This window comes from Arthrobacter sp. NPDC058127 (assembly GCF_042884555.1).
Taxonomy (GTDB): Bacteria; Actinomycetota; Actinomycetes; order Actinomycetales; family Micrococcaceae; genus Arthrobacter.
Genome location: NZ_JBHVTT010000011.1, coordinates 73,323 through 86,172, shown reverse-complemented (window position 1 = coordinate 86,172; position 12,850 = coordinate 73,323). Strand labels below are relative to the sequence as shown.

The window sequence follows — 12,850 nt, the reverse complement described above, 5'->3', positions numbered from 1 at the left end:
ACGCCTAGCCGAAACCACCAAGCGTGCACCCAATGGCCGAGATTTGGTCACAATTCCCCCGGCTGCCGCGCCCGGCGATAAACTGGCCACATAAGCCACGTAGCCGTGCCGTTACCTGGCCACGCAACGTATGATCCCCAATTTGATGCAGTGAGGGTGCGCGCATGAGTTTGCCCACTACCGATGTGAAAACCGAAGACCTGAGCGCGCAGACTGCCAAGACCAAGCAGCTGATCGTGCAGAAGTTCGGTGGCTCCTCGGTGTCCGATGCAGAAGGCATCAAGCGTGTTGCCCGCCGCGTGGTTGACGCACAAGAGGCGGGCAATGAGGTTGTCGTGGTGGTATCCGCCATGGGAGACACCACGGACGAACTCCTGGATCTCGCCGCTCAAGTCACCGATTCTGCTCCCGCGCGTGAGATGGACATGCTCCTCTCCGCAGGCGAGCGCATCTCCATGGCCCTGCTCGCCATGGCCATCAACAAGTTCGGCGCCTCCGCCCAGTCGTTCACCGGCTCGCAGGCCGGCATGATCACGGACGGCATTCACGGCAAGGCGCGCATCATCGACGTCGACCCCCACCGCATCCGCACGGCATTGGACAAGGGACACATCGCTATCGTCGCCGGTTTCCAGGGCATGACCCGGAGCACCCGGGAGATCACTACCCTTGGCCGCGGCGGATCGGACACCACTGCGGTGGCACTCGCCGCCGCGCTCGAAGCGGACGTCTGCGAAATCTACACGGACGTCGACGGCATCTACACGGCGGACCCGCGCGTGGTCTCCACGGCCACGAAGATCGACCGTATCTCCAGTGAGGAAATGTTGGAACTGGCAGCTTCCGGCGCCAAGATCCTGCACTTGCGTTGCGTGGAATACGCTCGCCGATTCGGCGTGCCACTGCACGTCCGGTCCTCATTCAGCCAGAACGAAGGCACCTGGGTCCTGCCCAGCGCCGATGACAAGATCACGATTCAAGAGGGAGTTGCCTTGGAGCAGCCAATCATCTCCGGTGTTGCACACGACCGTTCAGAAGCCAAGGTCACCGTGGTCGGCGTCCCGGACATCCCCGGCAAGGCCGCCGCGATTTTCCAGGTCATCGCCAAGGCACACTCGAACATCGACATGATCGTTCAGAACGTGTCCACCCACGGAACCGGCCGCACGGACATTTCCTTCACCCTGCCCATCGTTGAAGGTGCCGATGCCCTCACCGCCCTCCGTGCCGCACAGCCCGAAATCGGCTTCGAAAGCATCGAATACAACGAGAACGTCGGCAAGCTTTCGCTGATCGGCGCCGGCATGCGTTCGCACCCGGGCGTCTCCGCCACCTTCTTCAAGGCGCTCTCCGACGCGGGCATCAACATCAACATGATTTCCACCTCGGAGATCCGCATCTCCGTGGTCACGCACGCCGATCTCCTGGATGACGCCGTGCGCGCCATCCACAAGGCGTTCGAGCTCGACGGCGAATCCGAAGCAACCGTCTATGGCGGCACCGGCCGCTAGCGGACCCCCAGCCGAACCTCGCCGTCGGCACCCGTTGTCGGACGCCGCCGTCGGGCACCCGCCGTCGGGATCTGAAGTACTTGAACGTGAAAGAACCGGAGCTCAAGCTCCGGTTCTTTTGCTTTCCTGCGGCTTTTGGAGCCGCAAGCGGCTTCAGGCGCTTTCCTTGCGGACTCCGTAGTGGTGCCCCTGGTCGTCTGTTTCGACGACGAAATGCCCCAGGTCTTCTTCCGACGCCGTCTCGAAGTCGTCATGCTTGTGGACTACGGGCGCATCAATGTCGCCCCGTGTCGCCGGGCCGAACCAGAAACGCAGTCGATCGGTTACCCTCATGAAGCTATCGAGTGCATGTCCCACAATTCCCACCTCCTTCCCCGCTGCGAGGTCCAGCCGTGCGGTTGGAGCTGAGTGGTTCCAGTGAGGCCAATTTTACGCCCAGAAGCCGTAAAAGGCCCGGGTTGGCGTCCATCGACGAAGGCTGGGAGCCGGGCCCACACCGGCGAGGGCCCCTGCCTGGGCTTGCGAAGGCTGGGAGCCGGTGGGGACTTGCGAAGGCCGGGAGCCGGTGGGGATTAGCGAAGGGACTTGTCATCCGGGTTCTTGGGGACCACGTAGGTACTGCCGTCCGGCCTGCGGATCGTTTCCCATTGCTGTGCTTCGGCCTGGCGCCGCACGAGGAGGCGCTTGTTCTCCTCGGTCATTTCATGATCCAGGGAACTGCTGTGTGCCGGCCCGAAAATGATCCGAAGCTTGCCAGTTGCACGCATGAATCTCTGGGTCATGGTCTCTTTGGCCACCGGGTCTACCCTCTCTCAAAAGGATGTTGTGGTTTAAGAGTACACTAACAATTAGTGTACTAACTATCGACCGGGACATTCCGGTCACCGACACGGAACGGAGCAAGCCATGGCTGCCGCAAGCACACCCGTTGCCTCCAAAACCACCGCGCCTCCTGAAGACGACCTCCTACTTGAGCGCCAATTGTGCTTCGCCCTGACCGTGGCGTCGCGGAGCGTGGTGGGCGTCTACAAGCCCGTGCTTGAAAAGATGGGGCTGACCCATCCCCAGTACCTCGTAATGCTCGCCCTTTGGGAACGCAGCCCGCGCACGCTCAAGGACATCAGCGAAGCTCTCCTGCACGAGCCTGCCACCCTTTCACCCATCCTGCGCCGGCTCGAAGAAGCAGGATTCGTTACTCGCAACCGCATACACGGAAACGAACGGGCCCTCGCCATCACCCTGACCGAAGCCGGCGCCGCCCTCAGGCAGCAGGCAACGGCTGTGCCGGGAACCATCATGGAGCGACTCCACCTCACGCGGGCCGAAGTAGCGGAACTGCACCGGGCAATGACCGGGCTCATCGCGGCCACCCAACTCCCGGGGGCGGCCGCCGGACGATAAACTGGCAGGAATCAAGGAGATCCCCATGCGTTTGCGAATAGTCCGGTACGTTCTGGCTGTCCTCGCCGTCGCCGGGCTCGCCGCCTGCACGCCGGGCACTGGAGGCGGCACGCCCAGCAGCTCGTCCCCGGGCAGCAGCGCGTCGTCCAGCCCCAGCGGACTCCTGCCGGACGAGACGGAATCTCCCAGCGGCAAACCGGCTCCTTCGTTCTCCCCCGCGCCCAGCTCCCCCGGCCTCGGAGAAGCCGAGCTTTCCATCATCGTCAAGCTCTCCCCCACGGCAACCCCTGAAAGCTACACCCTCGTCTGCACCGGCGGCGTCCCCTCCGCGGAAAGCCATCACCCCACCGCGGCCGCAGCGTGCGCCGCCCTGAAAAAGAACCCCGCCCTCCTCACACGCACGCCGCGCCCCAGCGACCAAGTCTGCGAGCAGCGTTACGGCGGACCCCAGACGGCAATAGTCACTGGGGCCGTCGATGGCGTGGGAGTCGAGTCCTCCTACAAACTCACTGACGGCTGCGAGATTTCCGCATGGGCCGCCGTCGCCGACATCCTTGGTTCAAGCGGTGCCGGAGCTTAAGTACAAGAACCTCCCGCAAGAGAAATGGCTTGCGATGGAGGCTGCCCACCACGCCCGGGTCGAGCGCTACGCCAAGCCGTACTTGGCCCGGCGCTCCGCAGGCCAGAAGCATCCCGTGGAAGACTTCCTCTTCACCTACTACACCCAGAAGCCCGGCCAGCTGTTGCGCTGGCACCCGGGCGACGGCGTCGTCCTCTCCGGTCCGAAAGCCGCAGAGCGGGCCGGGTGGAAGTATTACCGAGTGCTCGACGACGGCGCGCTGGCTGCCGCCGGGTTGCCCGCCGGTACCGTTGCGGTCGCCTTCGATCGCAGCCGGTTTGTGGCCGACCGCACTGAGGCCATCCGCTTCGCCGGCATCATCCTCGCGGGAACCGTTGCCCGGCCCGCCCAGTTTGGTTGCTTCGGACTGCACGAGTGGGCCATGGTCTACCGACAGGACAAGTTCGATCTTCGCCATGAGTACCTCAAGCTGCGTCTCGGTTCCGAAGGCACAGACACCGTTGTGGAAGACAACCGGATCCGTTGCTCGCATTTCGACGCCTTCCGCTTCTACACGCCCGACGCCACCCCGCTCAACGAACTCACTCCGACGCGGGACAACCAGCGCACCATGGAGCAACCCGGCTGCCTGCACGCCAACATGGACCTCTACAAATGGGCGTACAAACTGACCCCCGCCCTGCCGAGCGACCTGGTGATGGACTGCTTCGAACTGTCCTGGCGGATCCGGGCCATGGACATGCAGGCCTCGCCCTACGATCTTGAGGAGTGGGGATACCCGGCCATCAGGATCGAGACACCGCAAGGCAAGGCCGAGTACGTTGAGTATCAGCGGGCATTCGCCGCCGAGGCCCAAGCGCTCCGTGCGCGGGTCCTCGAGGAGCTGCAGCCGCTTCTGGAACTCCTAGGACAAACACCGGCCCACGAAGGACAGAGATGACTTCAAGCACAGGAATGTACGACGTCGAACTCACCATCACGCTGACGGAGGCGCCAGGCGCCGTGGAATATGAGTTCGTCCTGCTCGGCTCGGGCGGCGAAGTCTCCGAAGGCTCGACCCTTCCGGACCCCCGCGCGGCGCTTGCCGCCGTCGAGCAATTCGGCGAAGAGATTTTCTTCCCGGTTCCCCGGCCGGACCGGATTTGCACCCAGCAATACGGCGGCCCGCAGGTGGCCATGGTCACGGGCCGGTTCCGCGGGCGCGAGGTCAGCAGCCGCTTCAGCCGGACAGACGGCTGCGAGATCGCCCGTTGGCGAACCATGTCAGCCCTCCTCGGCGGCGTGGCAGGTTCCACGGGAAACATCTAACCCGACGCTCGCTCACAAACAACCGCCCCCGGCCCAACGCTCGCTCACAAACAACCGCCCCATGCCCGCCCCTCGCTCAGATCATCTGAGCGAGGGTTCCACCGTTTGGGCTCATAGGTGAGCGAGCGTCCGCCAAAAGGGACATATATGTGAGCGAGCGTCCGGGGAGGGGGAACAAGAAAGCGGCCGGTGGGATGTCCCGCCGGCCGCCGCCTCGCATATCTGTCAGACCATCACTGCCGCGCTACGGCGCGTTGTTTGGCTGGTCCTCCCCCACGTTCTGCAGTTTGCCCTTGCCGTGCTCGCCTTCCTGGTCATCGTTCGGCACCACGGACACGCTGCCGTTTGCCGCGACCAGGACCGACACGAACGTCGGCGAGCTGGTGCCCGCAAAAGTGAGTCGACCGATGTAGGAGCCTGGCGTCAGGTTGTTCCACGCGAAGGTGAGCTTCCCGGATTTGCCGTTCTTGATCTTGATCGGGTTGGGCGTGACCGTGGCGTTGCCTTGGTTTGCGCCCAGGATCGCTACGTCAATGCTGGCCTTGGTGGGCCGGTTGTTGGGGCTGGCATACAGGTTCGCGATGATGGTGTAAGTCCCCGGCTCCGGGTTGCCGAGCGAGAGGGACTCACTGGCACTCGGTGTGGCTGCCGTGAGCAACTGACCTGACGGCGATATCGCATACAGATCGAAATCCGCCGTGGGATCGGAGGAAATCACCGAGAACTTCGCGAAGGCTGTTCCGGGGGCAACCGTGGCTGTCTTGACGAAGTTCGAGGTATTGTTCGCCACAGCCACCGGACCTGGGACAAGCTCCGCGGCCGAGGAGTCTGCCTTGGAGAGGCCGTCAATGGTCACCGCCGTGGGAGAGTCGGAACCGGAGACGATGTTGATGTCCGCCGAACCGCTTGCCTGCTGGGACGTGAAGGCGACGCTCTTGGAAGCCAGTACCGACTGCGGACGGACCGCAATCGGAGAGACCACCGATTTGTTGGCGCCTTCCCATTTCAGCGATCCCATAGCGAACGCCCCGAGTGCCGCGCTCCTGTTTTCGAAGGTCACCTTGAAGGTCTTCTTCTGGCCGACTTCGTTGAAGTTCAGCACGGACGGGGTGACCTTGACGTCAACGCCCGGGACATCGGCTGTGGCCCGGTATTGTCCCGGAGTCAGGGCCGTGACGGTCCGGGTGACCTCGATCTTGCCCGCGAGGTTACCCAGGGCGAACGACGGAAGGTTCATGTCGCGTGGCAGTGTCGAGCCAAGTCCCGGCTTCCCGAGATCGACGCCGGTACCCTGGATGAACTTCAGGTAGTCCTCGGTTCCGGCATCGTAGACCAGGCCCGGTTCCAGCACGCTGGCAGGATTCATTTCTCCCGCACCCGTGGCGAAGACGTCCTGGTTCTTGCTTCCATCGGCCAGCTTGACGTCACTCGCCGTCGTCATCATGGCCGACTTGACCGTTGCAGGTGACCAATCGGGATTCTTCGCCAGGATCAACGCTCCGAAACCTGCGATGTGCGGGGACGCCATGGAGGTACCGGACATGAATCCGTACTCATCGCCTTTGCTGCCGATAGGCGAAACCCCTGCCAGCACGGCAACGCCCGGAGCCGAAATGTCCGGCTTGAGCAGATCCGAATCGGTGGCCAGGAGCGGGCCCCGGGAGGAGAATCCGGCGATCTGCGGCTGGGCCTCGAGCGGAAGCCCGGTGGTGTCGTGGTCAACCAGGGAAACCGTAATTCCAGGGTTGGCCGCTACCTTGTCCTTGATGGCTTGCGAGGCCGGAGGATTGACGTGGACTGTGGGCACTGCGTGCTTGTCCGTGTCCAAGGAGGAGTTGGTGAGGTTCACGAGGATCATGCCCACACCGCCGCCGCGGAGCACCTCGGCGCTCTTGGCGACGCGGTCAACCACCCCGCGGTCACACACCACTACTTTGCCGGCGATTTTCGCCGGGTCGAGTGAGCCTGGCGCGCAGAGCGCTGCGTTACCGGTACCCGAGGCAGCGTTTGCGGAAAGCACGACGCCGGCCCCGCTCACCTGGTGGTTCATGATGCTGGCTCCGCGGAACTTGGTGCCGTCGGAGAATTCGACGGTTCCCTGGAGTTCCTGGGAGAAGGAACTAGCCGCAACCGTGGTCATCCAGGGTGCGCCATGGTTGACGGTGCTGGCCTGCGGACCCGAGTTACCGGCGGACGCGGCCACAAAGATGCCGGCCGACGCAGCAGAGAGAAATGCGAGCGAGACCGGGTCGGTGGTGGTGTCCGTAGCGCCCGAAATGGAGTAATTCAGGACGTCCACGCCGTCGGCAATGGCCTGGTCAATGGCGGCGATGGCCGCGGAACTGTAGCAACCGCCCGAATTGGGGTCGGTGTCTTCCCAGCAGACCTTGTAGATGGAGAGCTTGGCAGCCGGTGCCACGCCGCTCGTCTTGCCGAAGCTGCGGCCATCGACGAACGTTTCCACACCCGGGTTGCCTGCGGCGGTGCTGGCAGTGTGCGTGCCGTGGCTCACGATGTCGATGGGCGAGATCTGTTCCTGGGGTGCCCGTTGGGCGGGCGGAACCGTTTGCAGGAAGGCATCTGCGAAGTAGTGGGCGCTGAGGACCTTGGAATTGCAAGCGGTGCCGTCAAAGGCCGCCCCCGTGTCGGTACCTTTCTGGCACTCGCCCACGAACGTATCTCCGTTGGCCTTCAGCATGGCGATCTTGCCGTCACTGGTGCGATACGGGACGCCTACCTGGGGGTCCCCGACCAGCGGCTGGACGGGATCGCCTGCGAAGAACTTGCTTGTGGGCGTGTAGCCGGTGTCGATGACGCCCACCACGGTGCCCTTGCCGGCCTGGTCCTGGCCACCGAACTGGGTATTCCAGATCCCGTTCGGTCCACTGAGGTTGAGGAAATCGGTGGTGGAGTAGTCAGGAGCGGACTGGGTGTCAGGGGCCACGAGGAGGACATCGGGATTCTTCGCGAGATTGACGGCCTGGTTCGCGGAAAGGGTGGCGCTGAAGCCGTTGATCGCCGTGGTGTAGTCGCGATTGATGCTCACGCTCTGCTGCTTGGCCACGTCCTGCTGCTTCTGCTGCAGGTGGGCCTGGTACTGCTTCACTTCGGCCTTGCCGACGTCCAGTTTCTTGCCCGCCTGCGGCTTGGTAGGCACGTAGCCGGGCGTTCCGCCGTCGTAAGTGGCCGCTGGCTTCTCTGCCAGCACCACAACGTAGCGGCCATCCTGATAAGAATTGGGGTCGACATTCCGGGCAACCCCCGCGACCGTTGATCCGAAGACCGATGAGCCGGAAGCGGGCGCAGCTTGAGCGGGTGTCAACGCCACTGAGGAGAGCAGAACCGGTAGTCCGACGGCTAGCGCCGCAGCTTTTCGAAGCCCCCCGCTTCCAATGAAGCTCTTTCCTTGTGAATTCACGAGTGATTGCACCTTTCCGGGCGATCGTGGCGGTCATGTCAAGATCAATCAACTAAGGATGGACACCGATTGACAGTTCTTGTAATCAGGTAAAGCCCAGCCGATTCATAGAGTACAGAGCGATAGCTGAATATTACATAGGACACATTTCACGTTTTTTGTCATGTCATTTGGCATCAGAATACATCCGCGCGCAGCAGCGGGCACGCCCCCGTCGGGAGGGGACGTGCCCGCTGTGCGGATATTCAGATATTTAGGCGAAGGCGGGCTGAGAGGAGCCTCAGGCGTGTTGGTACGTCAAGCAATCAGCCGCCTCGGCACCAGGGCCGATCCGGACATCGTGGGCCTCGCACATGAGGTTGTTGTTGTGGGTGCATTCCGAGCGCTGGCAGGCACCGACATGCGCCAGGACCTTGGGGAGGCCTCCCATGAGCGTCGTGTCAATGAAGGTGGCACAGGATGCGTGATCCGCGGTTCCGCCAATCGTGATTCCGAAGGCGGTGCAGCCATGATGGTTGAATCCGCAGCTGCCAACGCTGCATGCGGACACTTCGGCGACGTGTTCGGTCATTGCTCCTCCAGTTGGACGGGGAATTTCCTTGACAGCAATTCCAAACTACTCCCGAATACGCACCTTTAACCCGGAGGATTAGCGCATTTGCGCGTACCCTATTGCGCTCTAGTTGCTGTCAGCGGACAGTCCGCACTAAGAATGGATCCCTCGCAACGCATCGCTGATTTTGGCCCTTGTCGAAGCGTCAGGCGGGACGGAAATGCGGTTTTCCCGGGCCGCCCTGTCTGCCATGATCCTTTGGAAAACCATCCTCCCAAGGCCGGCAAAAACAGCGGCAAGGACCACGGGCAAAACCATCGACTTAGCGTTCTCGGCCATGCCGCAATCCTAGTGACGCAAACCACCCCCGGCCAGAGCCGCCGTCGTGCAGTGCCCCGGGCCGCCGTCGTGCAGTGCCCCGGGCCGCCGTCGGGCATTGAAAACCCCCGACGACGGCGGGTGGTCGCCGCGAATTGGCGCGTACCTTTTGCTTGGTAGCCACCTCTTCACCGATCTCCCGCAAATAGGGTATGTAGCGATTTGGCCGGTAGAATGGGCATGCAAGCTCGCGGAGCGCCCCCCTTATTCCGTAAGACCCTGCCGGTAAACACTGTTGCTGAACGCTGTTTAGAGGCAGTTCCGGCGTGAGACGGCACCACTCCGCGGCAGCCTTTAACCAAGGTTTAACCAACGCTCACGCACAGGAGTTACCGGATGCCCCGGATCGTCGTCGACGTCATGCCCAAGCCCGAGATTCTGGACCCTCAGGGGAAGGCCATCGTGGGCGCACTGCCCCGCCTCGGCTTCACCAGCTTTAGCGCAGTCCGCCAGGGCAAGCGCTTCGAACTGACCGTCGACGGCGAGGTGACCGACGCCATCCTCGCCCAGGCCCGTGAGGCCGCCGAGACCCTGCTGTCCAACCCGGTGATCGAAGACGTCGTCAACGTCGAGGTCGTCGAGGCCTGACATGACTGAACTTCCTTTGATCGGCGGAGCCCCCGTGGCCGTCGAACCCCATTTGGGCGGGGCCAAAATCGGCGTCGTCACCTTCCCCGGCACCCTTGACGACCGCGACGCCGCCCGTGCGGTCCGCCTCGCAGGCGGCACCGCCGTCGCGCTCTGGCATGCGGACACCCACCTTGCCGACGTGGACGCCGTCGTCATCCCGGGCGGTTTCTCCTACGGCGACTACCTGCGCGCCGGCGCCATTTCGCGCTTCGCTCCGCTGATGTCCCGCATCATTGATGCCGCCAACAGCGACGCCAAGCTGCCCGTGTTGGGTATTTGCAACGGCTTCCAGATCCTGACCGAGTCGCACCTGCTCCCGGGCTCCATGATCAAGAACGACCACTTGAAGTTCTTGTGCCGCGACCAGGTCCTGCGGGTGGAGAACAACAACACCTTGTGGACCTCGGACTACGAGGCCGGTCAGGAGATCACGGTTCCGCTGAAGAACCAGGATGGCCAGTACATCGCGGACGACAAGACCCTGGACGCCCTTGAGGCAGAGGGCCGCGTCGTGTTCCGCTATGTCGGCTGGAACCCGAACGGTTCACGCCGCGACATTGCCGGCATCAGCAACGCCGCCGGCAACGTAGTGGGCCTCATGCCGCACCCGGAGCACGCGGTGGAGCCCGGGTTCGGTCCGGAGTCCAACGCCGGCACGGATGGCTTGGGCTTCTTCACTTCCGTCCTGAACAAGATCGTGGGAGGCGCACAGTGACCACCTCAGCTGAAACCGTTGGCAAGAAGTTCAACATCGACACCGTCGAGAACGCCGCGAAGACCCCGGACACCGAGCTCCCCTGGGCCGAACTCGGCCTCAAGCAGAACGAGTTCGACGAGGTCGTCAAGGTCCTGGGCCGCCGCCCCACCGGCGCCGAGCTCGCCATGTACTCCGTCATGTGGAGCGAGCACTGCTCCTACAAGTCTTCGAAGAACCACCTGCGCCAGTTCGGCGAAAAGGTGACCGAGGAAATGAAGAAGGACATGCTCGTGGGCATCGGCGAAAACGCCGGCGTCACCAACCTTGGCGACGGCTGGGCCGTGACGTTCAAGATCGAGTCCCACAACTCGCCGTCGTTCGTGGAGCCCTACCAGGGTGCTGCGACCGGCATCGGCGGCATTGTCCGCGACATCATCTCCATGGGCGCCCGCCCGGTGGCCGTGATGGATCCGCTGCGTTTCGGCGCCATCGACCACCCGGACACCGCCCGTGTGATGCACGGTGCAGTGGCTGGCATCGGTGGCTACGGCAACTCGCTAGGCCTGCCGAACATCGGCGGCGAAATGGTGTTCGATTCCGTGTACCAGGGCAACCCGCTGGTCAACGCTCTGGCCGTCGGCGTCATGCGCCACGAAGACATCCGCCTGGCCAACGCCTCCGGCAAGGGCAACAAAGTGGTCCTGTTCGGTGCGCGCACCGGCGGCGACGGTATTGGCGGCGCCTCGGTGCTGGCCTCCGAGTCCTTCGACGACACCAAGCCCTCCAAGCGCCCCGCCGTCCAGGTGGGCGACCCCTTCGCCGAGAAGGTGCTCATCGAGTGCTGCCTGGAACTGTTCAAGGGTTCGCTCGTTGAGGGTATCCAGGACCTCGGCGCTGCGGGCATCTCCTGCGCCACGTCCGAACTCGCTTCCAACGGCGACGGCGGCATGCAGGTTGAGCTGACCTCCGTCCTGCTGCGTGACCCCACCCTGACCCCGGGCGAAATCCTGATGTCCGAGTCGCAGGAACGCATGATGGCTGTTGTCACCCCTGAGAACATCGCCGCGTTCGAAGCTGTCATGGACAAGTGGGCCGTGGAGTACTCCTGGCTGGGCGAAGTGACCGACACCGGCCGCCTGATCATCACGTGGGAAGGCGAAGTCATTGTCGACGTCGACCCGCGCACCGTTGCCCACGACGGTCCGGTCTACGACCGCCCGTTTGCCCGCCCCTCGTGGCAGGATTCCGTCCAGGCCGATACCTTCACGGGCTCGGTGCAGGACGCCGGCCGTCCCTCCACCTCGGGAGAACTGGCCGCTGCCATCACAGAGCTCATTGCTTCGCCGAACATGTGCAGCAAGGCCTGGATCACCAAGCAGTACGACCGCTACGTCGGCGGCAACACCGCCATGGCGTTCCCGGACGACGCCGGCGTGGTCCGCGTGGACGAGGAAACCGGCCTGGGCGTGGCTCTCGCTACCGATGCCAACGGCCGCTACACCTACCTCGACCCGTACCACGGTGCGCAGCTGGCACTGGCCGAGGCGTACCGCAACGTCGCCACCTCCGGCGCGGTCCCGATGGCCGTCAGCGACTGCCTCAACTTCGGCTCCCCCGAGGATCCGGACGTCATGTGGCAGCTGGCCGAGTCCATTCGTGGCCTGTCGGACGCGTGCATGGAACTGGGCGTCCCGGTCACCGGCGGCAACGTCTCGCTGTACAACCAGACCGGTACCGTGCCGATCCACCCCTCCCCCGTGGTCGCCGTGCTGGGCAAGCTCGACGACGTCGCGCGCCACACCCCGTCCGGCTGGAAGGAAGATGGCCAGGCCATCTACCTGCTGGGCACCACGGCCGCGGAACTGGACGGTTCGGAATGGTCCAACCTGCGCGGACACCTCGGTGGCTTGCCGCCGAAGGTTGACCTGTCCATCGAGCGCCAGCTAGGCGAAATCCTCATCAACGCTTCGCGCGACGGCATGATCGACGCCGCGCACGACCTCTCCGAGGGCGGCCTTGCCGCTGCGCTGGTGGAATCCGCACTGCGCTACGGCGTCGGCGCCCGGATTGCGCTGGAGGAACTCCTGGAGCGCGATGGCGTGGACCTGTTCACGGCGCTGTTCTCCGAGTCCCAGGGCCGGGCCATTGTGTCCGTTCCGCGCTCCGAGGAAGTACGCTTCAAGGACATGTGCACCGCCCGCGGCTTCGCCCACCTCCGGATCGGCGTCGTCGACGCTGCCGGCGGCAAGCTGGAGATCAACGGCGTGGACGAACTGTCCGTGGACGCTCTCAACGAAGCCCACGAGGCCACGCTGCCGAAGTACTTCGGCTAGCACCTGGCAACCCCCAACGCGGGGTCACTTACGGCCCAAGA

13 protein-coding genes are annotated in these 12,850 nt (G+C 63.7%); 8 read left to right on the top strand and 5 right to left on the bottom strand.

Going from position 1 to position 12,850, the window contains the following annotated elements; all coding sequences use genetic code 11:
• Positions 1 to 164: 164 nt before the first annotated feature.
• Complete coding sequence (locus tag ACFVTG_RS15325) at positions 165 to 1,511, top strand: aspartate kinase (protein ID WP_390281690.1); 1,347 nt, start codon at positions 165 to 167, stop codon at positions 1,509 to 1,511.
• Positions 1,512 to 1,664: 153 nt separating this feature from the next.
• On the opposite strand, the gene ACFVTG_RS15320 is transcribed toward ACFVTG_RS15325, so the two are convergent.
• Positions 1,665 to 1,844, bottom strand: a complete 180-nt coding sequence (locus ACFVTG_RS15320; RefSeq protein ID WP_284754587.1) for a hypothetical protein — start codon at positions 1,842 to 1,844, stop codon at positions 1,665 to 1,667.
• 239 nt (positions 1,845 to 2,083) lie between these two features.
• On the bottom strand, positions 2,084 to 2,293 hold the full coding sequence (locus ACFVTG_RS15315) for a hypothetical protein (protein ID WP_284754589.1): 210 nt from the start codon (positions 2,291 to 2,293) through the stop codon (positions 2,084 to 2,086).
• A 124-nt stretch (positions 2,294 to 2,417) separates the two neighbouring features.
• On the opposite strand from ACFVTG_RS15315, the gene ACFVTG_RS15310 reads away from it, so the two are divergent.
• The 4 genes from ACFVTG_RS15310 to ACFVTG_RS15295 are packed head-to-tail and all read left to right on the top strand — an operon-like array spanning position 2,418 to position 4,800.
• Positions 2,418 to 2,912, top strand: a complete 495-nt coding sequence (locus tag ACFVTG_RS15310; protein WP_284754591.1) for a MarR family transcriptional regulator — start codon at positions 2,418 to 2,420, stop codon at positions 2,910 to 2,912.
• A 25-nt stretch (positions 2,913 to 2,937) separates the two neighbouring features.
• Positions 2,938 to 3,492 (top strand): SSI family serine proteinase inhibitor, encoded by a 555-nt coding sequence (locus ACFVTG_RS15305; protein WP_390281687.1) that lies wholly within the window; start codon positions 2,938 to 2,940, stop codon positions 3,490 to 3,492.
• Between the two features lie 34 nt (positions 3,493 to 3,526).
• Complete coding sequence (locus tag ACFVTG_RS15300) at positions 3,527 to 4,432, top strand: 3-methyladenine DNA glycosylase (RefSeq protein ID WP_390281818.1); 906 nt, start codon at positions 3,527 to 3,529, stop codon at positions 4,430 to 4,432.
• On the top strand, positions 4,429 to 4,800 hold the full coding sequence (locus tag ACFVTG_RS15295; protein ID WP_390281685.1) for a serine protease inhibitor: 372 nt from the start codon (positions 4,429 to 4,431) through the stop codon (positions 4,798 to 4,800). The genes ACFVTG_RS15300 and ACFVTG_RS15295 overlap by 4 nt, the downstream gene beginning before the upstream one ends.
• Positions 4,801 to 5,044: 244 nt before the next feature.
• Here the strand turns inward: ACFVTG_RS15295 and ACFVTG_RS15290 are convergent, their stop codons facing one another.
• From ACFVTG_RS15290 to ACFVTG_RS15280, 3 genes are all read right to left on the bottom strand, one after another.
• Positions 5,045 to 8,128 (bottom strand): S8 family serine peptidase, encoded by a 3,084-nt coding sequence (locus tag ACFVTG_RS15290; protein WP_390281683.1) that lies wholly within the window; start codon positions 8,126 to 8,128, stop codon positions 5,045 to 5,047.
• Between the two features lie 370 nt (positions 8,129 to 8,498).
• Positions 8,499 to 8,789, bottom strand: a complete 291-nt coding sequence (locus ACFVTG_RS15285) for a DUF1540 domain-containing protein (RefSeq protein ID WP_059388517.1) — start codon at positions 8,787 to 8,789, stop codon at positions 8,499 to 8,501.
• Positions 8,790 to 8,924: 135 nt separating this feature from the next.
• Positions 8,925 to 9,110, bottom strand: coding sequence for a hypothetical protein (locus ACFVTG_RS15280; RefSeq protein WP_059388516.1), 186 nt, complete (start codon positions 9,108 to 9,110; stop codon positions 8,925 to 8,927).
• A 375-nt stretch (positions 9,111 to 9,485) separates the two neighbouring features.
• On the opposite strand from ACFVTG_RS15280, the gene purS reads away from it, so the two are divergent.
• From purS to purL, 3 genes are read left to right on the top strand one after another with little or no spacing between them, the layout of a single operon-like run.
• Complete coding sequence (purS, locus tag ACFVTG_RS15275) at positions 9,486 to 9,737, top strand: phosphoribosylformylglycinamidine synthase subunit PurS (RefSeq protein WP_028265707.1); 252 nt, start codon at positions 9,486 to 9,488, stop codon at positions 9,735 to 9,737.
• Between the two features lies 1 nt (position 9,738).
• A complete protein-coding gene (gene purQ / locus ACFVTG_RS15270; RefSeq protein ID WP_284754603.1) occupies positions 9,739 to 10,494 on the top strand; it encodes a phosphoribosylformylglycinamidine synthase subunit PurQ in 756 nt (251 codons plus the stop codon).
• The gene (gene purL, locus ACFVTG_RS15265; protein ID WP_390281680.1) at positions 10,491 to 12,809 is read left to right on the top strand and encodes a phosphoribosylformylglycinamidine synthase subunit PurL; all 2,319 of its coding nucleotides are present in this window, start codon (positions 10,491 to 10,493) and stop codon (positions 12,807 to 12,809) included. Before purQ ends, purL begins: the two co-directional genes overlap by 4 nt.
• Positions 12,810 to 12,850 lie beyond the last annotated feature (41 nt).

Coding starts and splice junctions, on each gene's coding strand:
- ACFVTG_RS15325 (WP_390281690.1), top strand. CDS start 165: ATGAGTTTGCCCACTACCGATGTGAAAACCGAAGACCTGAGCGCGCAG.
- ACFVTG_RS15320 (WP_284754587.1), bottom strand. CDS start 1,844: ATGAGGGTAACCGATCGACTGCGTTTCTGGTTCGGCCCGGCGACACGG.
- ACFVTG_RS15315 (WP_284754589.1), bottom strand. CDS start 2,293: ATGACCCAGAGATTCATGCGTGCAACTGGCAAGCTTCGGATCATTTTC.
- ACFVTG_RS15310 (WP_284754591.1), top strand. CDS start 2,418: ATGGCTGCCGCAAGCACACCCGTTGCCTCCAAAACCACCGCGCCTCCT.
- ACFVTG_RS15305 (WP_390281687.1), top strand. CDS start 2,938: ATGCGTTTGCGAATAGTCCGGTACGTTCTGGCTGTCCTCGCCGTCGCC.
- ACFVTG_RS15300 (WP_390281818.1), top strand. CDS start 3,527: ATGGAGGCTGCCCACCACGCCCGGGTCGAGCGCTACGCCAAGCCGTAC.
- ACFVTG_RS15295 (WP_390281685.1), top strand. CDS start 4,429: ATGACTTCAAGCACAGGAATGTACGACGTCGAACTCACCATCACGCTG.
- ACFVTG_RS15285 (WP_059388517.1), bottom strand. CDS start 8,789: ATGACCGAACACGTCGCCGAAGTGTCCGCATGCAGCGTTGGCAGCTGC.
- ACFVTG_RS15280 (WP_059388516.1), bottom strand. CDS start 9,110: ATGGCCGAGAACGCTAAGTCGATGGTTTTGCCCGTGGTCCTTGCCGCT.
- purS (WP_028265707.1), top strand. CDS start 9,486: ATGCCCCGGATCGTCGTCGACGTCATGCCCAAGCCCGAGATTCTGGAC.
- purQ (WP_284754603.1), top strand. CDS start 9,739: ATGACTGAACTTCCTTTGATCGGCGGAGCCCCCGTGGCCGTCGAACCC.